At 61.8% G+C, this 26,159-nt stretch carries 21 protein-coding genes and 2 pseudogenes; 6 read left to right on the top strand and 17 right to left on the bottom strand.

The genetic code is table 11. From position 1 onward, the window contains the following. Window positions 1–95 precede the first annotated feature (95 nt). The 5 genes and pseudogenes from QRQ56_RS33515 to QRQ56_RS33495 form a co-directional block, all read right to left on the bottom strand. Entirely contained in the window at window positions 96–1,535 is a 1,440-nt protein-coding gene (locus tag QRQ56_RS33515; protein WP_438745693.1) for a nickel-dependent hydrogenase large subunit, read from the bottom strand. Next, window positions 1,532–2,548 carry a HupU protein gene (locus QRQ56_RS33510; RefSeq protein ID WP_438745692.1) on the bottom strand — a complete coding sequence of 339 codons (1,017 nt, stop codon included), beginning with the start codon at window positions 2,546–2,548 and terminating at the stop codon, window positions 1,532–1,534. Before QRQ56_RS33510 ends, QRQ56_RS33515 begins: the two co-directional genes overlap by 4 nt. 102 nt (window positions 2,549–2,650) lie before the next feature. Further along, the gene (locus QRQ56_RS33505; protein WP_438745691.1) at window positions 2,651–3,088 is read right to left on the bottom strand and encodes a DUF3422 family protein; all 438 of its coding nucleotides are present in this window, start codon (window positions 3,086–3,088) and stop codon (window positions 2,651–2,653) included. 67 nt (window positions 3,089–3,155) lie between these two features. Beyond that, window positions 3,156–3,254 (bottom strand): annotated as a pseudogene (locus QRQ56_RS33500) (hypothetical protein); the annotation flags it as partial. A gap of 766 nt (window positions 3,255–4,020) precedes the next feature. Continuing rightward, window positions 4,021–6,099, bottom strand: a complete 2,079-nt coding sequence (locus QRQ56_RS33495) for a methyl-accepting chemotaxis protein (RefSeq protein WP_438745690.1) — start codon at window positions 6,097–6,099, stop codon at window positions 4,021–4,023. Window positions 6,100–6,478: 379 nt separating this feature from the next. Between QRQ56_RS33495 and cybH the strand changes: the two genes are divergently transcribed. Further along, window positions 6,479–7,204: a Ni/Fe-hydrogenase, b-type cytochrome subunit gene (gene cybH / locus QRQ56_RS33490; protein ID WP_438745689.1), complete on the top strand. Its 726-nt coding sequence runs from the start codon at window positions 6,479–6,481 to the stop codon at window positions 7,202–7,204. 302 nt (window positions 7,205–7,506) lie between these two features. Here cybH and QRQ56_RS33485 read toward each other — a convergent pair whose 3' ends face one another. Continuing rightward, entirely contained in the window at window positions 7,507–8,196 is a 690-nt protein-coding gene (locus QRQ56_RS33485) for a hypothetical protein (RefSeq protein WP_438745688.1), read from the bottom strand. 625 nt (window positions 8,197–8,821) lie between these two features. Here QRQ56_RS33485 and QRQ56_RS33480 point away from each other — a divergent pair. Next, on the top strand, window positions 8,822–9,058 hold the full coding sequence (locus QRQ56_RS33480; protein WP_438745687.1) for a hypothetical protein: 237 nt from the start codon (window positions 8,822–8,824) through the stop codon (window positions 9,056–9,058). Window positions 9,059–9,662: 604 nt separating this feature from the next. On the opposite strand, the gene rpe is transcribed toward QRQ56_RS33480, so the two are convergent. The 9 genes from rpe to QRQ56_RS33435 form a co-directional block, all read right to left on the bottom strand. Continuing rightward, window positions 9,663–10,346, bottom strand: coding sequence for a ribulose-phosphate 3-epimerase (rpe, locus tag QRQ56_RS33475; RefSeq protein ID WP_438745686.1), 684 nt, complete (start codon window positions 10,344–10,346; stop codon window positions 9,663–9,665). Further along, window positions 10,343–11,275: a CbbX protein gene (gene cbbX / locus QRQ56_RS33470; RefSeq protein ID WP_438745685.1), complete on the bottom strand. Its 933-nt coding sequence runs from the start codon at window positions 11,273–11,275 to the stop codon at window positions 10,343–10,345. The genes rpe and cbbX overlap by 4 nt, the downstream gene beginning before the upstream one ends. 100 nt (window positions 11,276–11,375) lie before the next feature. Then, a complete protein-coding gene (locus QRQ56_RS33465; protein WP_438745684.1) occupies window positions 11,376–11,783 on the bottom strand; it encodes a ribulose bisphosphate carboxylase small subunit in 408 nt (135 codons plus the stop codon). An 11-nt stretch (window positions 11,784–11,794) separates the two neighbouring features. After that, on the bottom strand, window positions 11,795–13,255 hold the full coding sequence (locus QRQ56_RS33460) for a form I ribulose bisphosphate carboxylase large subunit (protein ID WP_438745683.1): 1,461 nt from the start codon (window positions 13,253–13,255) through the stop codon (window positions 11,795–11,797). A 30-nt stretch (window positions 13,256–13,285) separates the two neighbouring features. Then, a complete protein-coding gene (fba, locus tag QRQ56_RS33455) occupies window positions 13,286–14,371 on the bottom strand; it encodes a class II fructose-bisphosphate aldolase (protein ID WP_438745682.1) in 1,086 nt (361 codons plus the stop codon). Window positions 14,372–14,405: 34 nt separating this feature from the next. Further along, window positions 14,406–15,416 carry a type I glyceraldehyde-3-phosphate dehydrogenase gene (gene gap / locus QRQ56_RS33450; protein WP_438745681.1) on the bottom strand — a complete coding sequence of 337 codons (1,011 nt, stop codon included), beginning with the start codon at window positions 15,414–15,416 and terminating at the stop codon, window positions 14,406–14,408. Further along, entirely contained in the window at window positions 15,413–17,443 is a 2,031-nt protein-coding gene (tkt, locus tag QRQ56_RS33445; protein WP_438745680.1) for a transketolase, read from the bottom strand. Before tkt ends, gap begins: the two co-directional genes overlap by 4 nt. A 16-nt stretch (window positions 17,444–17,459) precedes the next feature. Further along, window positions 17,460–18,335 (bottom strand): phosphoribulokinase, encoded by an 876-nt coding sequence (locus QRQ56_RS33440; protein ID WP_438745679.1) that lies wholly within the window; start codon window positions 18,333–18,335, stop codon window positions 17,460–17,462. A gap of 12 nt (window positions 18,336–18,347) precedes the next feature. Next, window positions 18,348–19,385 carry a class 1 fructose-bisphosphatase gene (locus QRQ56_RS33435; protein WP_438745678.1) on the bottom strand — a complete coding sequence of 346 codons (1,038 nt, stop codon included), beginning with the start codon at window positions 19,383–19,385 and terminating at the stop codon, window positions 18,348–18,350. A 175-nt stretch (window positions 19,386–19,560) separates the two neighbouring features. On the opposite strand from QRQ56_RS33435, the gene QRQ56_RS33430 reads away from it, so the two are divergent. Then, on the top strand, window positions 19,561–20,478 hold the full coding sequence (locus tag QRQ56_RS33430; protein ID WP_438745677.1) for a LysR family transcriptional regulator: 918 nt from the start codon (window positions 19,561–19,563) through the stop codon (window positions 20,476–20,478). A 133-nt stretch (window positions 20,479–20,611) separates the two neighbouring features. Here the strand turns inward: QRQ56_RS33430 and QRQ56_RS33425 are convergent, their stop codons facing one another. After that, complete coding sequence (locus QRQ56_RS33425; protein WP_438745676.1) at window positions 20,612–21,352, bottom strand: class I SAM-dependent methyltransferase; 741 nt, start codon at window positions 21,350–21,352, stop codon at window positions 20,612–20,614. 319 nt (window positions 21,353–21,671) lie between these two features. Here QRQ56_RS33425 and QRQ56_RS33420 point away from each other — a divergent pair. Next, window positions 21,672–22,416, top strand: a pseudogene (locus QRQ56_RS33420) (IS5 family transposase). A gap of 653 nt (window positions 22,417–23,069) precedes the next feature. Here the strand turns inward: QRQ56_RS33420 and QRQ56_RS33415 are convergent. Then, entirely contained in the window at window positions 23,070–24,104 is a 1,035-nt protein-coding gene (locus QRQ56_RS33415; RefSeq protein WP_298885053.1) for an IS110 family transposase, read from the bottom strand. Window positions 24,105–25,009: 905 nt separating this feature from the next. Here QRQ56_RS33415 and QRQ56_RS33410 point away from each other — a divergent pair. Both QRQ56_RS33410 and QRQ56_RS33405 read left to right on the top strand, forming a co-directional pair. Next, window positions 25,010–25,366, top strand: coding sequence for a hypothetical protein (locus QRQ56_RS33410; RefSeq protein WP_438745675.1), 357 nt, complete (start codon window positions 25,010–25,012; stop codon window positions 25,364–25,366). An 18-nt stretch (window positions 25,367–25,384) separates the two neighbouring features. Continuing rightward, window positions 25,385–26,053 carry a hypothetical protein gene (locus QRQ56_RS33405; protein ID WP_438745674.1) on the top strand — a complete coding sequence of 223 codons (669 nt, stop codon included), beginning with the start codon at window positions 25,385–25,387 and terminating at the stop codon, window positions 26,051–26,053. The last annotated feature ends 106 nt before the right edge of the window (window positions 26,054–26,159 follow it).

The raw sequence follows: 26,159 nt of genomic DNA, 5'->3' as shown, positions 1-26,159 counted from the left end.
ATTGTGCGAGAAGCCGAGATCGAACGATGCTGGAAGGGAGAAGCGGAAACAATTCGATTCGCAGACGGTAACGAGGTTTACGCCGGCTATCCTTCTCAGTGCGCAGTGCACACCATGCATGGATCGAACGAGCGCACGACATGCTGAACCGCAACGGAGCGGGCTCCGGCCTCGCCGACATCCGTGCCGACCAGGGCCTGCTCAAGCGGGCCTGCCACGCCGAAGGAATCGCGCGGTGAAAAATTCCAGGTGGTCGGCGCGATGATCTGATAGCGCTCGATCTTTCCCCTACGCACCGCCATCCAATGCCCGAGGCTGCCGCGCGCGGCCTCGACGAGGCCGACATAGTCACCGTCGGGAATCTCCTGCGAGTGAACACAGAACGGCTCCGAAAGTCGAAGCGCGCGGGTCCAATCTTCAATCGCAAGCGCAATACGCGCAGTCTCGATCAGCCGCGCGATCACGCGATTGCGCACGTTGGTGCCGTCTGTCGCGACGAGATCGGCAATTAACGCCTGCCCGGCCACGGTCTGGCGCGCGATCGCGCCGACCTCGATAGGCTGGCCTGAAAGCCGCGGCGCCTTGCACCAGCTATAGGCGCCCTCCTTGTCGGGGTCAGGGACCGTGTTGCTGTGTGCGGGATCGGCGGAGGAATCCCGCATCCACGCATGGGAAACGTCCTCGCTGATCTGGGTCAGCGGCAGCGGCTCGACGACCCCCCGCGGACCGAAAATGCCGCGCGGAAACAGCCCGTCGTCGACCCCATGATAGGCGCCATAGCTCATCAGCAGTCCCGGGCCCTTACCGAGGTCACTCAATGAAAGCGCGTCGGCTAGCCGGAGAAACCGTGCAAAGTCGCCTACGCGTCCGTCGCGCCAGCGATCGAGCTCCGCTGCCGTTGCGATCGACAGCACGTTCTCGAGGGTATCAGCGAACACGGTGCGTTCCAGGAACACGCGAAACGCCGTCACGATCGACAATAGCCGCACACGCTCGCCGAGGTCGATTGCGCGCGTCGTACCGCCGGGCTGAAAGGCAAGGCTGTGCGGCCATTTGCCGGCGATGATGCCCATAGTCTCGAGCAGCCGCGCCCGCGCCGGCAGCGCATCGCGCGCCGCACTGCCGCGCGTGGCCGCAAAGCGCTCGCGAGCCCCTTCATGCCAGGAATGCGAAGCATAGGACTCGCGGGCAAAGTCCGGCATGAAGAAGATGTAGAAATGTGTGAGATGATCGGCGGCATTCTCTGCCGCGTGCGCGATGTTGGTCGCGAGCAGCCCGTTCGGCGCCTCCTCGACCCCCATCGCATGACGAAGCGCGGCAGCTGCGGCGACCGATTGCGAGACTGAGCAGATGCCGCAGATCCGCGGCGCCAGCACGAGCGCATCGAGCGGCGGACGCCCCTCCAGGATCTGTTCGAAGCCTCGATAGAGCGGCGCCGTCACCTCGGCGCGCGTCACGCATCGATCATCGACGTCGAGGCGTACCTCGAGATCGCCCTCGACGCGGTTGAACGGGCCGATGGTAATCCTCGTCATGGCGTGCGCTTGGCCGCGGAGCGGCCGGGCGGCACCACCACGTGATCGGCGGTCGCGTTTAAGCGAACGCGCCGCGGCGTCGCCGATTTCGACAATGCCGCGAGAGCGACGAACCAGGCTTTCGGCATGTCCGTCGGAAGGCCAACGGGAATGCCTGCGAGCTTGGCGGTCTCCAGGAAATTCTGCGCGTCTTCGAAGCCGGGGGAGGTGCAGGCGATGCAGGCATAGCCCCCCTTTGTGCATGAGCCGCCGCCGTTCCAGGAGCGCTGGTTGCAATCTCCGACCGCCTGTGTCGCCTTGCAGCCGAGATGCTCCATGAGGCAGCCGCGCTCGGACATGGTCTCGGCGCTGGCCTTGAACTCATAGAACTCATTGCGGGAGCAGCCGTGATGGGCAAGATGGTTGGCGACGAACTTCGGTCGGCCATAGGCGTCGAGATCGGCCGCTGACAAGTCCTTGGACGTCAGAGCCAAAATGGTTTCCATCATCCAGCCCGGATGCGGCGCACAGCCAGCGACATTGATCACCGGTAAACCGAGCCTGGAGCGGAAGCCGGCGCCGAGCGCGCCGCCGGCATCCGCGCCCTCGAATTGCAGCCCGACCGCGTCCGTGGGATTGGCGCCGGCAGCTGGCACGCCGCCGTAGGCGGCACAGCTTCCCACTGCAACGACATAGTCCGCTCGTGGCGCCAGATCTAGCATCCAGCGATAGACCGAGCGGCCGGTGCCCGCGAGCATGTTGAAGCGGCCGCTGTCATTCGGGCCACGTGCAACTGAGCCCTCGAGGAGTAGAAGGTCGAGCGGGACCCTGCCCTCGCGCGCGGACTCCAGTACCTCGGCTGCTTCCTCGCCTGTCTCCTCGCTGACGGAGGGATGCCACAACAGGTTAATGCCGAACTGCCTGAGCTCGTCGAACCAGCCGGAAGCCCCGCTTTCGAGGATCGACATGGTGCAGCCGCCGCAGCTCGCGCCTTGCAGCCAGAGCACGTTTGTGATTCGGTTCGATCCGCTCATCGCTTCCCCTCCAGGCCCCGCCAGCTTCGGCCGGCCGGGCTCGAATGGCAAGCCCTCAGCGCGAAGGAACTCAGTCATGAGCGCCCGGTTTGCCTTCATGCTTCAGACGCCGCTGGCGAATGCGGTGCGTGATGATCTAGACCAGACCGACAGCAAAGGCTCCAACAATGCGGTCGCGGGGGACGGCTCGACATGCATGCCCTCGTCATGTGCGCCCTTGACGAGGTAGCCAAACAGGCTGACGACGTAATACCCGATCGCCGCCACCGACAAGCCTTGGACCATGCTCCGCAGGCGCAATTGCAGCTTGGTGCGCTCATTCATCGAGCACAGCAGATCGCGGTTCTGCTCCTCCAGTTCCACATCGCCCCGGGCGCGTAGGAGGTTGGCGGCGCGCCCCAGCTTGATCGACAAACTAGCCTGCCGGTCCATCGGCGCGCAGGTGCGCATTGCTGCGGCCATGCGCCGGGCGAGGAAGGAAGACCAGGTCGGACGTCCTCTCATCCCGCCGCCTTGGATCACGCCGAGAGCGACCTGCACGAGGGTCGTTGTAGGCGCGGCTCGCCCCGAAGCGGAACAGGCTACCAGCCGCGCCGCGCTCCAACGAAGCGGCCAAGGCGGTCAGGTTCGTAAGCAGGTGATTCTTGAGTTTGAGGCCGTCTGCCCTCCGCATCTCCACAAGTACCTCGGCTAGCCGCCGCTCAATGTGATCGAACGACGGTGCGAGCTCAAGCGCAGCCGGCAGGCCGAGCAGAGCCAGCGCGATAAGTCTTGATCCACAGCACGCGCTGCACCAGTGCGCCGACCCGGCCGGCCCAGCGACAGGTCGTCATTGTAGATGAGGATACGGACAGAGCCTTGCTCATCGGCGCGAAAGTCGGAAGCGGCGGGGCCGCTTCGGACCGTCACATTGCGAGGCTGCTCTTGTCGAACAGCTGCTCCGCGCGCGACCGCTTCCAACTCTGCACATCGAGCCTCACTGCCACAAGGAGTTGTCCCGTCTGCGGCGGTGCCCGGATCAATGCGGGGAACTCGTCGCCGATGGGAGCGAACGGACGCGCGGATGACTCATTGCTCCCCCTCCAAGTGAAGGTCGTGGATCGGAATGCTGCTCCGAGCGCAGCGAAACCGCTCCGACCGACACCCGAGACGATCGGGCGACACCAGACCGTGAGCGGCGCAAAAGCCTGCGAAGCTTGTCGGCGGCCGGCGCTTCTCCTTGGCTCAAGATGGCAAACGCAGCACTGCGAACGGTGCATTGAGCCGCGTGAAGGGACGCGCATGCACCTCACTCAACACAGCACCGCGTTGCGAGTGCAAAGTGAATCCGGCAAGATCCAAACCATGCTCCATCGACGATCCGTAGCAAAACGACTTGCGGACGCGAGAGCGCCAACTGTTCCGTTGACTGGCATAGGTCGGTGGCCTTGGCGCAATGGTAGACGGCAGGGGTCCCGGGGATCGCCCGGCGGCTACGCTGCGACCACATTGGCCATGAACCGGTCGAGCTCCGCGCGCAGGCGATGGCTCGCCTCGGTGAGTCCGCGAGCGGATTGCAGCACAGCGGAGGCTGCCGAGCCGGTCTCGCTCGCTTCGCGATTGACCTGCTCGAGATTGGATGACACCTGCGCGGTGCCAGAGGCTGCTTGCTGCGCGCTCTGTGCGATCGCCTGCGTCGTCGTGGTCTGCTGGTCGACGGCGGATGCAATCGAACCCGAGATGGCGGAGATTTCGCCAATGATGCCGGCGATCGACTTGATCGCGACGATCGAATCTCCGGTCGCTTGCTGCATACCCTCGACGTGAGAGCCGATCTCCTCCGTCGCGCGAGCCGTTTGGTTTGCAAGCGACTTGACCTCGGCAGCGACGACTGCAAAGCCGCGACCCGCCTCCCCGGCGCGTGCAGCCTCAATGGTGGCATTGAGCGCGAGCAGATTGGTCTGCTCGGCTACCGCCGTAATCAGCTTCACAACGTCACCGATGCGATGCGAGGCTTCTGCGAGCGTCGCGATGCGGGTATCAGTGCTCTTGGCCTGCGCGACCGCATCATCCGAAATAGCGTTCGAGTTGCGGACTTGGGTGCGTATATCATTGATCGAGAGCGACAACTCCTCTGCGGCCGAGGCGACCAGACCAATGTTGCTCGACGATTCTCGGGCGGCGCCGACCACCGCGTTGGTCAAGCCTCCTGTCGCCTCCGCGTTGCGCGACAGCGTTGATGCTGCTGCTTCGAGCTGCTGGGCTGAATCTGAGATGCCGTTGACGATGTCACCCACCGCGGTCTCAAAGCCGCCGGCGAATTTAGCGAGCTCAGCGCGTCGCAGCTCGGCTGCCGACCTGTTGCGCTCTTCGATCTCCGCAGCCTCCCGTTCAACGCGCTCGATGGCTTGCCGCTTGAAGCTCTCGACCGCACCAGCCATTTTGCCGACTTCGTCGCGCCGACCGAGTCCTGGCAGCACGATTTCATAGCGGCCGTTGGCCAGTTCGATCATCGAGCTGCACATCGCGATCACAGGCTTTGCGATGCCACGTCCGATCGCGAAGGAGAGAACGAGGCCGATTGCGATGGAGGCGAGCGCGAGCGCAACCACGACCGATTGACCGCTGACGATCTGCGCCGCGGTCTTTTTCTCGGCATCAGCCTGCTCAGCCAAGGCCACGCGCTTCAGGGAGGCCGCCGCCCCGGATAAGCTGTGCCGCAGCTTCCACATGCCGTCGATCAAACGATCGATCTCCTGGCTCGCGACCACCACGCGGGCGAACCCATCCCGGTAAGACGCCACGAGCTCGCCGAGCGTCTGACCTCCGGTGACGTCTCGCGAGCGGAGCTCGCCACGCGCGACCGCGCTTCTAAATCCCTCTAGCCTCTGTAAGGCGTCCCTCGCTAGCCCGTCATCGTGGCGGTTCAATTCTGTGGTCACGAAACGGTTGATCGTCTCGAACCGCTCAATGGTGCTTTCCGCCTGAGTACCGGATATCCTCACATCACCAAGCCCGGACCGGATGACGCGCGCCTGCTCGGCGAGCGCGGCTCCCGAACGATCGATCTCGGAGCGCCGCGCCAGTACCTTGTTGAAGGAATCGGTGTAGGCGCGATAGGCTTCGAACAGTTCCTTGATCGACTGCTGCCAGTTGAGAGTCGCAGTCTCGGTCATGGCTGCCGTGATGGTTCGCTCGAGCAAGCGCCGGGCCTCTTCCGCGGCAACTTCGGCCTCCTTCGCCCCTGTCAAGGCGTAATAGCGCGCGTTGCTCTGGTATGCTGAGAGCGAGCTGTCGATCTCGCGCGCATAATCCGATTCCGACATGCTGGTCCGATAAATGCCGAAGCCGTCAAGAATCGCTTCATAGCCGAACCAGGCGCCCGCCATGGTGCCCGCCGACAGCAGGAGCACGACTGCGAATCCCATCATGATCTTCACGCGGATCGACAGGTTGGCGATGACCGGCTCGCTTTTCGGCAAGCTCATCGCCGCCGCATTCATCCGGCCCTGTGTTTGGAAGATGCCCGCCGGGCGCGATGCGCCGACGCGCGGAATGAAACTGAAATCCATATCGCAAATACCCGGTTCGCTGGAGCCACAAATGAGTAAACGATGTGCCGTCTCTCCTAATCATCGGTAAACTGCAGCGTGCTGCCGTGCGGCAGGAGTTCGTGCGACAGGCAAGAAGCACGCTGCTCAGGTCGTGCTAGTCTGCGAAATGATGCGCGTGGAGTGAAAAATAAGAAGGAGTTTCAATCGAGCCATGAAAGCATAATGTCCACTTGCGGACAAAGTGGGTTTCCAATTCGTCGTTGTGTGCGGGCCGGGGAAGCATCAAAAATAAATTTCATGGCGAGGATTTTGCGCCGGCATGAGCGCGATATTGTCGAGGGCATGCGCTGATTCGTTTGTTAGCTGCGTCGGATCACCCTCAATGCAGGAGCATGCGATGGCTGAAATCTCGGAGATTCCAGGGACGCTGGACGCGGTCGGTGCCGTCGGCACTGATCGCCAATCAATCTATGTCTATGAGGCACCGGTGCGGATCTGGCACTGGTTAAATGCGCTGACGATCTGTCTTCTGGCCGTTACCGGTTATCTAATCGCCTCGCCGCTGCCCTCCATGCCTGGTGAAGCTAGCAACTGGTACACGATGGGCTATATCCGGTTCGTTCACTTCGCGTCGGGACAGGTGCTCGCTTGGGCTTTCCTTTATCGCGTCTACTGGGCTTTCGTTGGCAACGAGTACGCGCGTCAGTTGTTCGCGCTCCCGATCTACAACCGTATCTGGCGCTGGGGCCTTTTTTACGAGCTGCGCTGGTACCTATTCCTGGTGCGCTATCCGAAAAAATATATCGGCCACAACCCTTTGGCCAATACTGCGATGTTCCTGTTCGTGATTGCGATGGTTCTAATGATGCTGACCGGCTTCGCGCTCTACGCTGAGGGCGAAGGACGCGATAGCCTCTGGTACACGCTATTCGGCTGGATGTTCAGGATCTTCCCCAACAGCCAAGACGTGCATACAGTGCACCATCTCGGCCTATGGTTTATCGTGACTTTCGTCATCCTGCATGTGTATGCGGCGCTGCGTGAGGATATTGTGTCGCGTCAGAGCATGCTATCCGCCATCGTCACCGGTGAACGGACGTTTCGCGATTCGCGACCTGACTGATGCTAAAATGTGCCCGCTACGGTGACCCTGAAGGTCAACGGTTGGACCGGGTGAAGCGTGTAGTCCATGACACCATTCGTGCAGCGAAGCGTTGCCGAAGGCCGTCGCGGTTGCGGTCGCAGCCAACACTTTGTCTGCCGGACGATCGATGTATTTCACGGAAATGTCTGCGTCGACTCTTTGCATCACGCGGCTTGACCGGCGAGGCTCTCGCAGAGTGATACGGACGACGGGAGGCGGTCCGGACGGACTTGCGATCGACGGCCGCGGCCGGATCTGGCTTGCGGAAGCAGGCTCGGGCACTAATTTGTATTGACGAAGGCGGAAATGAGGTCTGGCGCGTGCAGGGCGAAGGCGCCGATCGCTTTCTGTTTCCGAATGATTCCTGCTTCGGCCTGAACGAGCTGCTCTACATGACCCACTCGGGCATGGCGGCCGAGGATTTCGTCGGCGGTCAGGCCTTCGTCGACGGACTCGATTGAGACGGACGGGTCTAGGAAATCGAACCCGCGGTCATAAGGGTGCTTCGCGTCCTCGATCGGAATAGCCGTTTCACCAATGGGACTGCTTTCGGACCCGACGATCACCCCTATGCCAATGCGTCGTTCACCGGCGAAATTTACCCATACGGCGTATCTCGGCAAGCCCATTCCCGAACTCGTTGTTTTCGGCAATCCACTGCAGCCGATTCCAATCCTGACTTCAAGGGGCCCGACGGGGTGGCCTTTGGCACGGACGGCCGGCTCTAATGCACAGTCTATAATCAGAAGAACGTCGCTTTGCTTGGCAACATCGTCGACCGCATGAAGATGGATCGGCCGCAGCCGACAAATTGCGTCTTCACGATTGATGGCAATAAGTTGCGCGTGACAGCCGTCGATAAGGGATAGGCTGCTGCAAATTTCGGCCGATGCAGTGCCAACCCCTCGCAGGGCACATCGAGTTCTGTTGACGGAAGTGCGCTTCCGAGACACGACGCGGCTCTCGGCCATGAATTGCCAACCGGGGCAAGCCGGTCGGCACCAGCTCTGCTTCTCGGGAAATGCGATCGGCGCGCCGTGAGCGGAGAAATACGGAGCACTGCCACTTTAAAGCAGAGAGCGACGAGTGGGGCCGCTAGTTTGCCGAGGATTATGACCAGCGGCCCCGGCGCCAGCCACTTGAAATTGCCCTGCCCCAGCTGCAGTAGCGATAGCTGACAGTCACAGGATAGCCTAGCGGTCGCTCGTTCGCAAACCTTGGCTGCGGTTAACGTAAACCGCGTGGCGCCATGTTGATGCTCCTAATGCTTTTGTTTTGTCGGCGTAGCGGTGCGCTAGCTGATGGTGACTTGATTATGGCCAGCAGCTGATCCTATTGCGTGGAGCGCGCGAGCCGGATTGAGGAACGACTGGTGCCGGCTGCGTGCGCAGATGGTTGCCAACTCATGTCGGGGCTCGTGGCGCCCTGCTATTTGCGCACGAGCAAGGTCTAACTAGAGCTCTTTTGAACAGTCGCTCGATAACCCAGTTTGCCCAGTTGGGGGCAACAGCTACTTATCGGCTAGCGCCAGAGCAGCTCTTGTGGTAGTTGCAGTGCGCTATTTCGGTTTTTTCACATATTGATTTTGAGGACAGTATGTTCGTGACGATAATTGCGGTGCTTTGCCAGCTCACATCCGCCGATTGCATTGATGAGATCGTGTCTAGCTCCGCGCTCGACAGCACGCTTACTTTCCAGAGCTGTATTATGAACGGCCAGGCAGGGCTGGCCCATTGGAAAGAAGCGCATCCAATCTACCGTTCAGATGCTTGGCGCATTCAGCGCTATAAATGTGTGCCGGGGGATTATAAGATCGCTCATCATAGAGCATAGAGATCGGAGAAGCCCCGGGCAATCCTTCCACCACCTGCATCAGCGGCAGAACCTGCGGTTCATCTAGCGTCTGCACCGTTCCGCGGGGACAAGACTTGCAGGCGCTCTGCTCGCCTCTTCTGAAGCATTCGAGCTGAGCCGAGTGGTTACAAGACGAAGAAAGTATCGCGACAGGCCATGGTTTCGCTCGCAAATCCTTAAGGCTTCGGCCCTGATCCAGAAAAGCTACAAATCGCTGGCGACGCGAGCAGATTTGCATGCGGCGTCGATCCACGGCAAACAGCCCAATCTGCCGAATCCCTTGAATACAAGACGTTGCGTATTTCAGGAAGCGCGACGTTCCCTGATCCGATGAGATATAGCGGCATCGCCGTGGTCGCTCTTCTCAAAGATCGTCTCTCCAGCCTTGATCCGCCGGGTACGCATGAACGGCGGGAGCCAGTTCGGGGAGAGATCCGTATTAGCGGCGAGCTTGGCGCGGGAAGTGATTGGGTTTCTTCGCTCGTCCTCGTGACGTTTTGCATGCATGCAAAGCGCACCACAGTGGTTCTTATCGGATGCAAATGCCATGAGCACGTTCGTCGCACCGCATATAACGATTGCTTTAACTCGGGAGCCGACCGGTCTTAGTTGCCAATCGGAGGCCCGCGATGTTGTTGGCGTACTCGGCGGCGGTGTTGCCGCCAAAAACGGCTGAACCCGCCACCAGCGTGTCGGCCCCAGCCTCCACGACGGCGGCAGCATTCTGCCGCGTGATGCCACCATCCACCTGAAGGCGGATTGGGCGATCGCCGATCATGGCGCGAACGCGTCTAATCTTAGGAATCTGTGACGTCAAAAACGCCTGGCCACCGAAGCCGGGATTGACCGTCATCACCAGCACCAGGTCAAGGCGATCGAGCACGTATTCGATCACGCTCTCGGGCGTTGCAGGGCACAGGCTGACGCCGGCCTTCCTGCCGAGTGCGCGGATCGCCTGCAGCGAACGATCGAGATGCGGGCCCGCCTCGGCATGAACGGTGATGACGTCCGCGCCCGCCTCCGCGAAGGCCTCCAGATAAGGATCGGTCGGCGCGATCATGAGATGAACGTCGAAGATCTTCTTCGTCACCAGTCGGATCGCCTTGATCACATCAGCACCAAAGCTGATGTTCGGCACGAAATGGCCATCCATAACGTCGCAGTGGATCCAGTCTGCACCGGCTCTGTCAATCGCGGCGACCTCGTCGCCAAGGCGCGCGAAATCCGCCGCCAGGATCGAAGGAGCGATAATGATCTCTCTGGTCATGGCTTTGCGCTCCGCACATCGGCGCCGCCAGTGAAGACGCGGCTTGCGAGCACGTCTGCGGGATCGATGGTTTCGAGATCGGCGACATCGAGCATGCGATCGAGATCCGACACCAGCCGATCGGCCTGCCGCAGGCGAATACGATCGACGGCGTTGCGGATCGAGCGCGCATTGGAGAAGAACGGCTGGGTCCGGCGCAGCGCGATGTACTTCTCAAAGGCGTCGCGTGCGGCCGCCGAGAGCCGATAGCCGCGCTCTCTCAGCATCAGCTCGGCAATAGCCAGCAGCTCGGCTTCCGCATAATCCGGAAATTCGATGTGATGGGCGATGCGGGAGCGAAAGCCGGGGTTGGAGGCGAAGAAATTCGTCATGCGCTCGCCGTAGCCGGCGAGGATCACGACGAGGTCCTCGCGCTGGTTCTCCATCACCTGGAGCAGGATCTCGATCGCCTCCTGGCCGTAGTCGCGCTCGTTGTCGGGCCGGTGCAGGTAATAGGCCTCGTCGATGAACAGCACGCCGCCCATCGCCTTCTTCAGGATCTCCTTGGTCTTTGGCGCGGTGTGCCCGATATACTGGCCGACGAGATCGTCGCGCGTCACCGAGATCACCTGCCCGCGCCGCACGAAGCCGAGGCCGTGCAGAATCGTTGCCATGCGCAGCGCCACGGTGGTCTTGCCGGTGCCGGGATTGCCAGTGAACGACATGTGCAGCGTCGGCGGCGACGATGCCAGGCCGGCCCGCTGCCGGATGCGTTCGATCAGCAGAAGTGAAGCGATCTGGCGCACGCGGTTCTTGACCGGCTTGAGGCCGATCAGCTCTTGCTCGAGCTGTTGCAGCGTGTCGGTGATCCCGGCCGCCTCGGCTTCCTTGCGAAGATCGAAATGGGTTTCGTTGGGCTCAGTGGTCGTTGCGTGGGGGACATCCAGCATGGCTAGCCTCGAAGAAAAGAGCTTCGCCGCGGAGGAATGCGGCGAAGCAGTGGTCCGCCAAGGAAACGGAGCAGGGAGAGCTCCGCGCGGAGGGAGAATGCTATTGAGAAGCCTGCGCGGCCGGCTTTCGCACGGTGGTGTAGCGGATCGCGCGCCCCCCGACCTCCTGCCGCACCAGCTGGAATTCAGCCTCCTGCTTGGGACGGTTGACCAGGAAGGTGATTCGCACCGACTCCCAGCCGGGGCTGGAATCAAAGCCGCTGATGCGGATGTAGCGGTCGCCGTAGACCCTACGACATTCGGCGAGTTCCATCATCACGCCGGCCGCGCCCTGGAGGTCGAACATCGGCAGGCCCCACATCTCCCAATAGGTGTTGCGGGGATGCGGATCGTCGGTGAACTCGATATTCACGGCCCAGCCCTTGGCCAGACAATATTGGACCTGCTTGTAGATCTGGTCGTCGGTCAGATCGGGCAGGAACGAGAAGCAGCCCTGGGTCAGCTTCATGTCAAATCTCCTTAGACGGTTTCGAGCGCGGTCGGCACGAAGTCCGGCGTGTCGGTGGATTGATAGTTGAAGGTCACGTCCTTCCAGACCTCGAGCGCCGCCTTCAGCGGCGTGCAGGTCTCGGCCGCCCGAGCCAGGATCTCCGGACCCTCGTGGACGTAGTCGCGGCCCTCGTTGCGGGCGAGGATCATCGCCTCCAGTGCCACGCGATTGGCGATCGCGCCGGCGGCAATGCCCATGGGATGGCCGATGGTGCCGCCGCCGAACTGCAGCACGACGTCCTCGCCGAGCAGATCGAGTAGCTGGTGCATCTGGCCGGCATGGATGCCGCCGGAGGCGACCGGCATCATCTTGTTCAGGCTCGCCCAGGACTGGTCGAAGAAAATGCCGTGCTCGAGCCTGGTCGGATTGAAGTCCTCGCGGCAGACATCGTAATAGCCGCGCGTGGTGTTGGGATCGCCTTCGAGTTTGCCGACCACCGTACCGGCATGGATGTGGTCAACGCCGGCAAGCCGCATCCATTTGGCGATGACGCGGAATGAGACGCCGTGGCTCTTCTGCCGGGTATAGGTCGAGTGACCGGCCCGATGCAGATGCAGGATCATGTCGTTGCGGCGCGCCCACTTCGCCATGGACTGGATCGCGGTGTAGCCGATCACGAGATCGATCATGACGACGCACGAGCCGAGCTCTTTCGCGAACTCCGCGCGCTCGTACATGTCCTCCATCGTCCCCGCGGTGATGTTGAGATAGGTGCCCTTCACCTCACCCGAAGCCGCCTGCGCGCGGTTCACCGCCTCCATGCAGTAGAGGAAACGGTCGCGCCAGTGCATGAAGGGCTGCGAGTTGATGTTCTCGTCGTCCTTGGTGAAGTCGAGCCCGCCCTTCAGCGCCTCGTAGACGACGCGGCCGTAGTTGCGCCCGGAGAGCCCGAGCTTTGGCTTCACGGTCGCGCCCAGCAGCGGCCGGCCGAACTTGTCCAGCCGCTCGCGCTCGACCACGATGCCGGTCGCGGGGCCCTGGAACGTCTTCACATAAGCGACCGGGAAACGCATATCCTCCAGACGCAACGCCTTGAGCGGCTTGAAGCCGAACACATTGCCGATGATCGAGGCCGACAGGTTGGCGATCGAGCCCGGCTCGAACAGGTCGAGATCATAGGCGATGTAGGCGAAGTACGAGCCCGGCGTGCCCGGCACCGGATCGACGCGGTAGCATTTCGCGCGATATTTTTCCGCCGCGGTCAGCCGATCGGTCCATACCACCGTCCAGGTCGCGGTCGAGGATTCGCCGGCGACCGCGGCCGACGCCTCGATCGGATCGACACCCTCCTGCGGCGTGACGCGGAACAGCGCGATCACGTCGGTGTCCTTCGGCGTATACTCGGGCTCCCAATAGCCCATGCGCTTGTATTCCATGACGCCCGAGCGATAACGCTCCTTGCCGCGGACCGTGCCGGTATGAACGTTCATGTCTCTCTCCTGTTCTTCTTTTCTGAATGACTAAGCGGCGACCGGCTCGCGGGCGCCGATGCGCGGGTCGAGGTCGCCTGCGCGGTAGCGCCGCGCCATCTCGCTCAAGGGAACAACCTTGATTTTGGCGGCGTGGCCCGCGGTGCCGAACTGCTCGAAACGGTCGCGGCAGAGCTCACGCATCGCATCCATCGCGGGCTTGAGGAATTTGCGCGGATCGAACTCGGAGCGCGTTTGCGCGGCCACTTTCCGGAACACCGCGGTCATGGCGAGGCGGCAGTCGGTGTCAATATTCACCTTGCGGACGCCGCTCTTGATGCCGCGGACGATCTCCTCGACCGGCACGCCCCAGGTCTGCGGCATCTCGCCGCCGAACTGGTTGAACATGTCCTGGAGCGGCTGCGGCACCGACGACGAGCCGTGCATGACCAGATGCGTGTTCGGCAGCCGGCGGTGGATCTCCTCGACCACCCGCATCGCCAGGATGTCGCCATCTGGCTTGCGGCTGAACTTGTAGGCGCCGTGCGAGGTGCCCATCGCGATGGCGAGCGCATCGACCTTCGTGGCACGGACGAAATCAACGGCCTGGTCCGGATCGGTCAGCAATTGGTCATGGCTGACCTTGCCCTCGACGCCGTGACCGTCCTCCTGCTCGCCGCCGCCATGCTCGAGCGAGCCGAGCACGCCGAGTTCGCCTTCGACGGAAGCGCCGACCCAATGGGCGAGATCGACGACACGGCGGGTGATCGCGACGTTGTAGTCGTAGTCGGCCGCGGTCTTGGCGTCGGCCTTGAGCGAGCCGTCCATCATCACCGAAGTGAAACCATGGGCGATGGCAGAGGCGCAGGTCGCCTCGTCATTGCCGTGGTCCTGATGCATGCAGAGCGGGATGTCCGGATAGGTCCGCTCCAGCGCGTCGATCATGTGCGAGAGCATGAGATCGCCGGCATAGCTACGCGCACCGCGCGAGGCCTGGATGATGACGGGCGCGTCGACCTCGGCCGCCGCCTGCATGATCGCGATCCCCTGCTCCATGTTGTTGATGTTGAACGCCGGCACCGCGTAGCCATGGGACGCGGCGTCATCGAGCAGTTGCCTAAGAGTGATGCGTGCCAAAGGAGTGTCTCCGTCGCTTGTTGTTTTCTACCGCTCAGATCAGCCGGCCCATCGCCACCGCCGTATCGGCCATGCGATGGGAGAAGCCCCATTCGTTGTCGTACCAGCTCATCACCCGAACCAGCGTGCCGTCCAGGACCCTGGTCTGGTCGAGATGGACGATGCTTGAGCGCGGATCGTGGTTGAAGTCCGTCGACACATTCGGTGCGTCGGTGAAGCCGAGCACGCCTTTTAGGGGGCCGTTCGCGGCAGCCCGTACGGCCTCGTTGATCTCCTTGACGCTCGTCGTGCGCTGCGCAACGAATTTGAAGTCGACCGCCGAGACATTCGGCGTCGGTACGCGGATCGCCACGCCATCGAGCTTGCCGTGCAAATCCGGCAGCACGAGCCCGACAGCCTTGGCAGCTCCGGTCGAGGTCGGGATCATCGACAGCGCGGCTGCACGGGCGCGATAGAGGTCCTTGTGCAACGTATCAAGCGTCGGCTGGTCACCCGTATAGGAATGAATCGTCGTCATGAACCCCTTGTCGATGCCGACGGCCTCCTCCAGCACCTGCGCGAGCGGCGCCAAGCAATTGGTCGAGCACGAGGCGTTCGAGACCACGATGTGATCGGGTGTCAGCTTGAGATGGTTGACGCCGAACACGACCGTGAGATCGACCTCGCTCGCAGGGGCCGAGACCAGCACCCGCTTGGCGCCAGCGTTGAGATGCGCTGCGGCCTTGCCGCGCGAGGTGAAGAGACCGGTGCATTCGAGCGCGATATCGACGCCGAGGGCGCGATGCGGAAGCTGGGACGGATCCCTGATCGCCGTGACCTTGATCGGACCCCGGCCGATGTTGATGTTGTCGCCGTCGACCTTGACCTCGCCCGGGAAACGGCCGTGGACCGAGTCGTAGCGCAAGAGATGCGCAATGGTCTCGATCGGACCCAGGTCGTTGACTGCGACGACCTCGATGTCGGTTCGGCGGGACTCTGCGATCGCACGCAACACATTGCGACCGATTCGTCCGAACCCGTTGATTGCGACCCGCAAGATCTTCATGCTGCCTTTCCTTCCTTTGCGCGTTCGACCGAACGCCTGGCCGCCTCCGCAATGCTTTGTGGTGTGATGCCGAACTCGCGGTAGAGCACTGGCGCGGGCGCCGAGGCGCCGAAGCCGCGCATGCCGACGAATTCACCGTCGGCACCGATCCAGCGCGTCCAGTCGCCCTGCACCGCCGCCTCGATGCCGACCCGCGGCGCTTTGCCTAGCACGGCGGCGCGGTAGTCCTTCGGCTGTTCCTCGAACAGGGCAAAGCATGGTGCGGATACCACGGCGGCTCGGACGTGTTCGGTCGCAAGCAGGCGCGCCGCTTCCAACGCGAGGGAGACTTCCGAGCCAGTGGCGATCAGCGTCACGTCCCGGCCACCATCCGGCGAGATCACGAGATAGGCGCCGCGGGCGACGCGGTTCTTGCCCCGCGCATCGCTGCGGAAGGTCGGCAGCGCTTGGCGCGAGAGGCACAATATGGACGGACGGTTCTCCGCGCTGAGCGCGCAGTCCCAGGCCTCCAGTGTCTCCACCGCGTCGCCAGGCCGGAACACCAGCAGGTTCGGAATGACGCGTAGCGCCGCCAGATGCTCGACAGGCTGGTGCGTCGGGCCGTCCTCGCCGAGGCCGATGGAGTCGTGCGTCATCACATGGATGACGCGCAGCCGCATCAGCGCAGCGAGCCGAATCGCGGGGCGGCTGTAGTCGGAAAATGCGAGGAAGGTGCCGCCATAGGGAATCAAGCCGCCATGCAAGGCGAGGCCGTTCATCGCAGCCGCCATGCCGTGCTCGCGAATGCCGTAATGGATGTAGTCGCCGGCGAAAGCATCGCGTCGGACCGGGACCTGAATCTTGGCATGCGTCAGGTTCGAATGCGTTAGATCCGCGGAGCCGCCGACCAGGCCGGGTATCGTGCCGGCGATGCCGTCGAGCACTTGTTGCGAAGCCTGCCGCGTCGCAAGCTTGGGACGTTCGCTGGCAAACCGTTCACGCAATTTTGCCGCGGCCAGCACATAGGCGGCCGGCAGGGCGAGGGCCTTGCCCTCGACGAACAGATCGCGTTGATCGAGTGTCGCCCCTTCGTAGCGATCGAGCCAGGCGAGGCGCTCCACCTGCCCACGCTGCCCGATCATCTGCCACGCCTTGGCAACGGAAATCGGCACCACGAATGGCTGATAGTCCCAGCCAAGGGTCCGCCGCGCTGCCGCAGCCTGCTCGGTGCCCAGCGGCGCGCCATGCGCCTTCTCGGTGCCCTGCCGATCCGGTGCGCCGTAGCCGATGATGGTGCGGCAGGCGATCAGCGACGGCTTTGTCGTCTCACGCTCTTCCGCAATCGCCTGCGCAACAGCCTCGGGATCATGGCCGTCCACACGGCGCACCGACCAGCCGGAGGCGGCGAAGCGCGCGAGTTGATCATCCGAAGTTGCGAGCGACGTCAGCCCGTCAATAGAGATGCCATTGTCATCGAACAGCACGATCAGGCGGCCGAGCCCGAGATGGCCGGCGAGCGAGATCGCCTCCTGGCTGATGCCTTCCATCAGACAGCCGTCACCCGCGATCACGTAGGTGAAGTGATCGACGAGGCCGTCGCCGTGCCGTGCATTGGCCATACGCTCGGCCAGAGCCATGCCAACTGCCGTCGCGATCCCCTGCCCCAGCGGCCCCGTGGTGGTTTCCACGCCCGGCGTGTGGCCATATTCGGGATGGCCCGGTGTCTTCGAGCCCCATTGCCTGAAGGCCTTGATGTCATCGAGGCTGACATCGCCGCCGGTGAGATGCAGAAGCGCATAGAGCAGCATCGAGCCATGGCCCGCCGAGAGCACAAAGCGGTCGCGGTCCGGCCAGTTCGGATGCGCGGAGTCGAACTTGAGGAAGCGCGAGAACAGCACGGTCGCAACGTCGGCCATGCCCATGGGCAGGCCGGGATGGCCGGATTGCGAGGTCTCGATGGCATCGACCGCGAGGAAGCGGACGGCATTGGCGAGATCGTTGTGGGTGACGGCCGTGAGATCGGCTTCGGCGTGGACGGAGATATTCATCGGATTCTCTCCTTGTTCATTTCAGGCCTCGTTTGCGCTCGATGAGCTGCATGATCAGCGGCGTCAGGATCAGCTGCATCGCCAGATCGAGCTTCGCGCCGGGACACACGATGGAGTTCGCGCGGGACATCCAGCTGTGCGGCAGCATCGAGAGCAGATACGGGAAATCGATGCCGCGCGGATTCTTGAAGCGGATCACGACCATCGATTCGTCGGGCGTCGGGATCCAGCGCGCGATGAACGGATTGGAGGTATCCACCGTCGGCACGCGCTGGAAATTGATGTCCGTGTCGGTGAATTGCGGACAGATGTAGTGGATGTAGTCCGGCATGCGCCGCAGGATCGTGTCGGTGACCGCCTCGGTCGAATAGCCGCGCGCGCTGCGATCCCGATGCAGCTTCTGGATCCATTCGAGATTGATGACGGGCACGACGCCGATCTTGAGATCGGCATAGCGCGCGACATTGACCTTGTCGGTGACCACGGCGCCGTGCAGCCCCTCGTAGAACAGCAGGTCCGAGCTCTCCGGCAGCTTCTCCCAATCGGTGAAGGTGCCCGGCGCCGCGCCGTGCAGCGCGGACTCTTCGGCGTCGTGCACGTAATGCCGCGTCGTCGCCGTGCCGGTCTCGCCATAGTCGCGGAAGGCACGCTCCAGCTCCTCGAACAGATTGGTCTCGGGGCTGAAATGGCTGAAATGCTTGTTGCCGCGATCGGCTTCCTTCGCCATCTGCGCCCGCATCTCGGCGCGGTCATAGCGATGGAAGGCGTCGCCTTCGATGTAGGCGGCGTTGACCTTCTCGCGGAAGAATATCTGCTCGAAGGTCTTCTTGACCGAGGTGGTGCCGGCGCCGGAGGAGCCGGTGATCGAGATGATCGGATGCTTCCTGGACATGGGTCGCCTCACTCAGAGCCGGAAGAATCCGCGCCGCGCGAACAGCGGCGCCGAGACGCTGGCAACCAGCAGCGGATCACAATTCAGCTCCTCGACGCGACGCACCTCGTTGCTCGAACCCATGATTAGCGGAACGCGCTGGTGGAGACTGCGCGCAGCAAGGTCCAGGATGCGCTCTCGCCCGGTCGAGGCTGCGCCGCCTGCCTGCTCCATGATGAAGGCCATTGGATGCGCCTCATAGACGAGGCGCAGGCGGCCGTCGCCATAGCCAGGGCGCGCGTCGGACGGATAGAGGAACACGCCGCCGCGGGTGAGGATGCGATAGGCTTCCGCGACCAGAGAGCCGATCCAGCGCATGTTGAAATTGTGGTTGGCGGGACCTTCCGTGCCGGCGAGGCATTCGTCGACGAAGGCGCGCACCGGCGTGTCCCAGTGCCGGCGGTTTGACGCATTGATCGCGAACTCCTCGCAAGCTTCCGAAATCTGTACGCGACGGCGCATGAGACGGAAGTGACCTGAGCCGCGGTCGAGGGTGAAGATGTCGACGCCGTCGCCCAGCGTCAGCACCAGCGAGGTCTGCGGGCCGTAGGTAACGAAGCCGGCCGCGAGCTGCGCGGTGCCGCGCTGGTGAAAAGCGATGCTGAGATCGTCAGGCGCCGGCAGGATCGAAAAGATTGTACCGACCGTCATGTTGATGTCGATGTTGGAGGAGCCGTCGAGCGGATCCATTGCGACACAGATCCTGGCGCCGCGATCACCAATCTCTGCCTCGCGCATCTCCTCAGAGGCGATCGCGGCAACCGGCCGCATGGCGAGGCAGCGTCGGAGAATGGCGTCCGCCTGGAGGTCGAGATCGCGCTGCAAATCGCCATCGCTGTTCCGACCGGTGGTCAGGCCCAAGGCATCGGGGAGATGGCCTCCCCCGGTGAGATCCGCGATCTCGATCGCGCCGGTGGCGATGGCATCAACCGCGGCGGCCACGGCGAGGGCATCAGGCGCGGTCTCGGAATACCGGCGGAGATAATCTTCCAGCGTGAGTTGTCCGGTCATTCGCGTCCGTCCCCCCTGCTGGCGGCGCCTCCTTTGTCCCGGGATCGGGATTGGAGCGGTGGGCCAGCGCGAGGACATTGACAGTCCGGGATGAATAAGGAAAATTTCTATTCGTGATGAGCACCAAAGAATTTCTTATAACTCTATGAGCCACGCGGCAGCCCAACTTCGGCATTTGACGATCCGACAGCTCCGCTCGCTCGCGGCATTGTCGGCAAAGGGCAGCGTCACGGCCGCTTCGAGCCATCTTGGGCTGACCCAGCCGGCCGTCACCCAGCAGCTGCGCCAACTCCAGGATCTCGCCGGTCTGACGCTGGTGCAGCGAACTGGCGACGGCATGCTGCTCACGGCTGCCGGTCGTGAGGTGCTGACGCTTGCCGCGCGGATCGAAGCGGCCATTGCGGACTGCCAGGGCGCGCTCGACCTGCTTGCGGGGCGGACAGGGGGCGCCGTGCATCTCGGCGCGGTCTCGACCGCGAAATATTTCGTGCCGCACGCCATTGCGGCGTTCTCCCAGCGCTATCCCAAGATCGAGATCAAGCTCACGATCGGCAATCGCGATGAGATCCGCGCAGCCATGCACGGCTACGATCTCGACTTCGCCGTGATGGGTCGGCCACCGGCGGATGTGAGCGTCGACGTCCGCCAGCTCGGCCGCAATCCGCACATCATCGTCGCGCGCAAGGGACACTGGCTGGCGAAGGACGGCGGCCTCAGCCTGACCGATCTCGTGCACGAGACCTTCCTCACTCGTGAGCCTGGCTCCGGCACGCGCACGCTGATGGAGGGCATGTTTCAGAAGTCCGATCTCGAGCCGATGATCGGCATGGAGATGAGCAGCAACGAGACGATCAAGCAGGCCGTCATCGCCGGCCTCGGCATCGCCTTCATTTCCGCGCACACCGTGGCGCACGAACTCGGCGAAGGCCGCCTCGTCGTGCTTGATGTTGCCGGATTGCCGATCGTGCGGCAATGGTACGTGATCCGCCGCAGTGACAAGGTCCTGCTGCCGCCGGCGCAGGCTATGTTCGATTTTCTTGGCTCGCAAGGGGCAAACTATCTGCCTGACCTGCCTGAACTCGGCGGGCGCTAGTCTCGACGTTTTCAATCAGGACCCATAACTGATCAAAAAAGCGTTCGAGGGCCGCTCCTTATATCGGTGGTAGATCTTGAAGTGACAGCCAATCGCGACCCGCCCGTGTCATATTGCACGGGCGGCTTGACGCCTAACGCGTTTCTCTCTTTCGGGCGGAGACTAGAAGCATCATCGGTCGCTCGAGCTCCTCGGCCAGTTCAGGCAACTGTTCGATCTGCTCGCGCGTTGGGGCGAATTCCTCGACCCTGCGCAACTCGAAGCCCGCATCAATCAGCGTGTTGAGCGTCGTGCTGAGGGTCCGGTGATACTTCAACACGCCTTTAGCGAACCAATCCGTGCGGCGTTCGCCCTCAAGTGAATAGCCGTTAAGCGGCCAGGTCTTGCGGCCGTCTTCATCGGTGATCCAATGCGGATGCGCCGCAGCCATGAAGATCGGATGCTCGGCGGTAAAGACCAGATCTCCGCCGGGAACCAGCGCCTTGTGAATCATGCGCGTGAGGCCCCGGAAATCCTCGACATAGTGGAACGTCAGCGCGCTATAAACGAGATCGAAAGCGGCTGCAGGCAGTTCCAGCGTCTCGAGGTCCGCGATCCGATATTCAATGGCGGGCTCTGCGGTATCGGCCTTGGCGCGGGCGATCATCCTCTGCGACAGATCGAGGCCAAGCACCGAGACCGCGCCTTGTGCCTGCATCCAGCGCGAGGTCCAGCCAAACCCGCAACCTAGATCGGCCACGCGCTTGCCGGTCAGCGCGGGCAACAGGGCCTGGATGGCCGGCCATTCGGGTGCGCCGTCCAGCCCACGCACCTGTCGCGGCAGCCGACTGTAGCCAGCGAAGAAACCGGGATTGTCGTAGATATTCTGTGCCATGTTTGACTCCATAGGAAATGGAGGACGAGGCACGTTTCAAAGCCGAAAAACCTCGTCCGTGAGGGGCGAGGCCAGGGTTGACGATCCGCGTGTTCAGTTTGCGTAGTCGACATCCCGGCACCCCGCCTTGGGGGTGCCGGCCAACCGAGCAACAATATGGATGTCCTTCTCGACCATGCTGATATCTTGGCCAGACCTCAGGCAGTGTCAAGCCTGCGACATTGCGTGGTTGTTGCTTTGGCCATACAGCCATTCTTGGCTCGCTAAGGTTCCATCTTCTTCCTTCGCCGTGATTCATGTGCGGCAGGAGTACCTGCCGATGTCTGATAAATTCTGGCTCCCGGAAGCTCAGCTCACGCGCCTCAACCCCTATTTCCCCCGCTCGCGTGGCGTCCCGCGTGTAGACGACCGGCGTGTGACTAGTGGGATCATTCATGTGATCCGGAACGGCTTGCGATGGCGTGATGCTCCGGAGCTCTATCGTGCTCACAAGACTTTGTATAACAGGTTGGTCCGTTGGTCGCGGATGGGCATTTTCGAACGCGTCTTCGCGAGCTTGGCCGCTGACGCCGGTCCGCTGGACCGGCTCATGATTGACAGCACCCAGCCCGAGGCTCACCGCGCTGCTGCCAGCCTGCTCAAAGGGGGATTTACCTCGCCGAAAGGACGGGTTGAACTCCAGGCTCCATGCGGTCTGCGCTGAGGCGGGTCGAACCATCACCCTGCTGCTGTCCGAGGGCCAGATGAGCGACCCTAAGGGTGCTCGGCTCATCCTAGATGCATTGCCTGTTGGCTCGACGCTGATTGCCGACAGAGGTTACGACAGCAACCGGTTCCGGGAGGGTACGCCGACAAGGAAATCACATCCTGCATTCCTCCGACCAGGAGCCGGAAAATTCCCATCGCCTATCACAAGGCCCTGTATCGGCAACGGCACAAGATCGAGAAGTTGTTTGCCAAGCTCAAGGACTGGCGCCGGATCGCGACCCGATATGACCCGCTGCGCTCACACCTTCTTTCCAGCTATATGCATCGTGGCTGCCGTCGCCTTCAATCTCAATTAGCGACTCCTGAGCCTAGCTGGTCTCGCCCACTTGCAGCGCAACTGAGAACAGAACAATTAGGAGCCCCGGGGTTACGTTTGAGTCGGTAGGGTGATCCCCGTTTGACAATGGCGTTTCTCACGAATTCGTAGCGGATCCTCGGTGACCAACCGGCACGGGATTGTTGTTGAAGTCCAAAGCAGCGCTGGATGCAGTCCTCCACGATTACATGGTTGTTACTTCTCTTGACGAGCGGAGTCATCCATGCAATCGCGCCACCGCGTCCAGGAGCCGGCACTGTTTCGAGCACCAGACAGGACCGGGGCGGCTCTTGCGAGTTTGCCCCGGTGCTTCGAAGATGCCCTTGAGCAAGGGATAGGGCAATGGGCTCAATGATCTTAGCTAGGTCGCGTACTCATCTGTGGACGCCCCGCGAGATGCAAGCGATTTTTGAGGAAGATCGGCACGTAGTCGGATGCTGCCATCTGTCCGGCCTCTGATGGTGCAGCGATGAAGCTGCGGGCCCGTATGGGAGTTCGCAGACCGGAACCAAATCATAAAAGCGTGCTCTAGGCACGATGAGTACGCCTGGTTCTTCCGGCCTCGTCTCGCCGACTGTGTGCCATACCCTCCTTCGACCGACTACATCTCTGACGACCTCAGGTCCGCTAAGGTTATGCCTTGGCGGCGACCGGAGCCTTGTAGTTCTCCTGCTTCAGCAGCAGCGCCCATACGATCCGCGCCATCTTGTTGGCGAGTGCGACTGTTACCAGCATACGCGGCTTGCGAGCCAGCATCTGTTCGAGCCAGGAGCCTTTAGGGGCGCCACGTTTGCTCGCCTGCTTTACAACGGCGCTACTGCCGATGATGAGTAGACGTCTCAGCGTGCGTTCGCCCATCTTGGATGTTGCACCGAGCTTCTGCTTGCCGCCCGTCGATCTTTGAAGAGGCGTGAGACCTAGCCAGGCGGCAAAGTCACGACCCTTGGCAAAGGTTTCAGCTGGCGGAGCTAAGGCTGCGATCGCAGTGGCTGAGATTGGGCCGATACCGGGAATGGTCATGAGCCGGCGCGATACTTCATCCTCCCGAGCGCGCCTTGCGATCTCCTTGTCGAGATCCGCGATTTTGCCGTTCAAACTGTCGAGCAGGTCTAACATCACTCGGAACATCGCGTGGGCCGCTTTGGGAAGCGAGTTGACCATCTCATCTTCCTCGATCAGATCGGCAAGCATCGTTACATGCGACGGCCCCTTGGGTGCGACCCAGCCATATTCCGTGAGATGTCCCCGTATAGCGTTGATGAGCTGAGTTCGCTGTCGCACCAACAGATCGCGGGTTCGAAATACCAAGCCCGCCGCTTGTTGCTCTTCGCTCTTTACGGCCACAAACCGCATGCTCGGTCGCTGAGCGGCTTCGCAAATCGCCTCGGCATCGATCGCGTCGTTCTTCTGTCGCTTCACAAACGGTTTTACGTAGGCCGGTGGGATCAGCCGTACTTGGTGGCCAAACTGGGTGAGCTGGCGCGCCCAGTGATGAGCACCGCCACATGCCTCCAACGCGACGGTACAACTCGGCTGGGCTGCAAAGAAATCCAGCAATTTTCCCCGAGTGATTCGTTTGCTGAATACAGTTCGCCCTTTCCCGTCTGCTCCGTGAGCGTGGAAAACATGCTTGGCGATATCCAGACCGATTATGCTAACCTCCGACACGGACGCCTCCCTTAAGTGGTGCTCAACACCTCCACTTTGGCACATCGATGCCGTCGGCGGGGCGTCCACCCCATCATAAAATCCTGAAGTACAGCGCCATCACGCATGACGTCCGCTTATCCACCAACAGCAGCACAAAAGCGGACACCGCGGGAGGTCCGAGAAGGGCCACAAGCAGAAGCTCATCCGCCGTCAAGGGTCCGTTTACCAGCACCCGACGCCGTTCGATGAACGGATTGATGACCGTCGCAACTGGCTATCAACATTGGTACTCTTGGCGAATGGCGGGGTTGATAATACTCAAGGTTTTTCGAGTTGTGAGCCTGCTCTGCTTATGCATCGTAGGGGTGGCGGTCGTTATAGTCCCTCTGGAGCTTGTCGCTTACCCTATACTAAAATCCATCGGTTGCGGCTGGTCCGAGGGACGGCAACGCTTCGCTTGCGCAGGTGGCTGGCTCGGTGACTTCATGTCGACCGTTCTCAACCTGCCGGTAATGTTCTCTAACGCGCGAGAGTTTACGTTCGGCGCTTCAGCATCGTTCGGGCGCGGCATAACCGTCTACTTATTCGACGCAATCTTCATTCTCGCGCTGGCATATCCTCTACTGATACTCTTTGCACGGAAGGGCGGAGGGCGAAGCAACTAACTTCCGCAATGGGCCATGAGCGGACTTAACGGTTTGCGAACCCTAATCGTTAGAGAGCTGCGAACCACGAGCGCCCTCGTGCTACCTTAGCGGGCATGTCGCCTATCAGCATTCGTTCCACCCTTATGCTCGTCCTGATCGTCGGGGGCACGTCCAGCATCTACGTGTTCCTCGGCCTCAACCTCATTGTGGTACTGATAACGTTGGGCCTGGCCTGCCTTGTGTACGCTCCGTTCGCTAAGCGTTACGGGTGGGGTAATGAAGGGCGTCTCACGAGGCATCTCAGTCGTCCGCCGTTTGAAGACGAACAACGCAAATCCAATTGATTGTGCTGGAATGAACTGGCTTATTGCTTTTGCATTCTTTGGCTTTTGTTGGTGGCGCATAACAAAAGCACGCGAACGAGCTGCTGAACGCGCAGTGACTGGAATTGAGCGCTCACCGTTGTACTGGGTGTCGAACGCGCTGGTTGCAATCCTGTTAGTCCTAGTGCTGTACATCGCCCACATCCACAATCAATCGTCCATTCCAGCTTTCCTCTGGTTCGCCACCATTGCGATCATCGTAGCTCTGCTTTTCCTGCGCCGCGCGTTGAAATGGCGCTACCCCGTATAGGCAACCAATAGGACTGACTTGAGCAACCCTCCCAGCTCCGCAGCATTTGACGGCCTTCAGCTTCGCCTCTGGCTGGCGACCCTTTCGGCCGAGGATCTGTCCGTCAATGAAGGAGCTGCGGCCTGTCCTGGAAGCACGATGATAACGTCAGTGGGCAGCGCCAACGATGCGATGTGGTCGCAGATGGAGCATGCAGGTTGGACACAGCGGATCACTGCGGACGCGCTGTTCATACCGGGCGTAACAAGCGCGTACGCGCTAACCGAGACCGGTGCCCGCGCCGTGGCGAGGGCGCTTGCTGAACTCGTCTCCTGGAATGCCCAGATATTGGAGCTATTTAACCGCTTAGACCTGCACAGCGCGCCAGAACACGTGCGACAGTTGTGCAGCCTGCATGGCCGATTAACTCTTCGGACAGCGGCTCAACAAGCCATCGCAAAGAAAGCGAAGCCCGCGACCGAAGAAGCCCAAGCTCGCCAACGTGGCTGCATCCTTGCTCTTGACGAGGTAAGCAAGGGTGTCCTGATAGCCGGGCAGCACATCGTTGAAGCCCTTGCGCTAGGCCCCGAAAGCGATGCCGGACGAGACCGCTTGGAGCGGGTCAATAAAGGCCTGCGGTATGCCGAGCAGTGCCTGACGGAGTGGGCGGCTGAGATGCCCATTAAGCAATCCGGACGGCCCTCCTGAGTTATGGCAGCGGAAACGCGGACAGGCTGACCAAGGTCCGCTAATGGGATGGACCGGCTGCTTCCCCCGCGGCGATAGTCTGCAAAGACTACCGCGCAGCATCCGG

The organism is Bradyrhizobium sp. U531 (assembly GCF_051710265.1).
Classification (GTDB): Bacteria; Pseudomonadota; Alphaproteobacteria; order Rhizobiales; family Xanthobacteraceae; genus Bradyrhizobium.
Note: the sequence above shows the minus strand (reverse complement) of the source record. Positions and strands in the feature narration are given on the sequence as shown.

Coding starts and splice junctions, on each gene's coding strand:
- QRQ56_RS33515 (WP_438745693.1), bottom strand. CDS start 1,535: ATGACGAGGATTACCATCGGCCCGTTCAACCGCGTCGAGGGCGATCTC.
- QRQ56_RS33510 (WP_438745692.1), bottom strand. CDS start 2,548: ATGAGCGGATCGAACCGAATCACAAACGTGCTCTGGCTGCAAGGCGCG.
- QRQ56_RS33495 (WP_438745690.1), bottom strand. CDS start 6,099: ATGGATTTCAGTTTCATTCCGCGCGTCGGCGCATCGCGCCCGGCGGGC.
- cybH (WP_438745689.1), top strand. CDS start 6,479: ATGGCTGAAATCTCGGAGATTCCAGGGACGCTGGACGCGGTCGGTGCC.
- QRQ56_RS33485 (WP_438745688.1), bottom strand. CDS start 8,196: ATGGCCGAGAGCCGCGTCGTGTCTCGGAAGCGCACTTCCGTCAACAGA.
- QRQ56_RS33480 (WP_438745687.1), top strand. CDS start 8,822: ATGTTCGTGACGATAATTGCGGTGCTTTGCCAGCTCACATCCGCCGAT.
- rpe (WP_438745686.1), bottom strand. CDS start 10,346: ATGACCAGAGAGATCATTATCGCTCCTTCGATCCTGGCGGCGGATTTC.
- cbbX (WP_438745685.1), bottom strand. CDS start 11,275: ATGCTGGATGTCCCCCACGCAACGACCACTGAGCCCAACGAAACCCAT.
- QRQ56_RS33465 (WP_438745684.1), bottom strand. CDS start 11,783: ATGAAGCTGACCCAGGGCTGCTTCTCGTTCCTGCCCGATCTGACCGAC.
- QRQ56_RS33460 (WP_438745683.1), bottom strand. CDS start 13,255: ATGAACGTTCATACCGGCACGGTCCGCGGCAAGGAGCGTTATCGCTCG.
- gap (WP_438745681.1), bottom strand. CDS start 15,416: ATGAAGATCTTGCGGGTCGCAATCAACGGGTTCGGACGAATCGGTCGC.
- tkt (WP_438745680.1), bottom strand. CDS start 17,443: ATGAATATCTCCGTCCACGCCGAAGCCGATCTCACGGCCGTCACCCAC.
- QRQ56_RS33440 (WP_438745679.1), bottom strand. CDS start 18,335: ATGTCCAGGAAGCATCCGATCATCTCGATCACCGGCTCCTCCGGCGCC.
- QRQ56_RS33435 (WP_438745678.1), bottom strand. CDS start 19,385: ATGACCGGACAACTCACGCTGGAAGATTATCTCCGCCGGTATTCCGAG.
- QRQ56_RS33425 (WP_438745676.1), bottom strand. CDS start 21,352: ATGGCACAGAATATCTACGACAATCCCGGTTTCTTCGCTGGCTACAGT.
- QRQ56_RS33410 (WP_438745675.1), top strand. CDS start 25,010: ATGAAGGGCGTCTCACGAGGCATCTCAGTCGTCCGCCGTTTGAAGACG.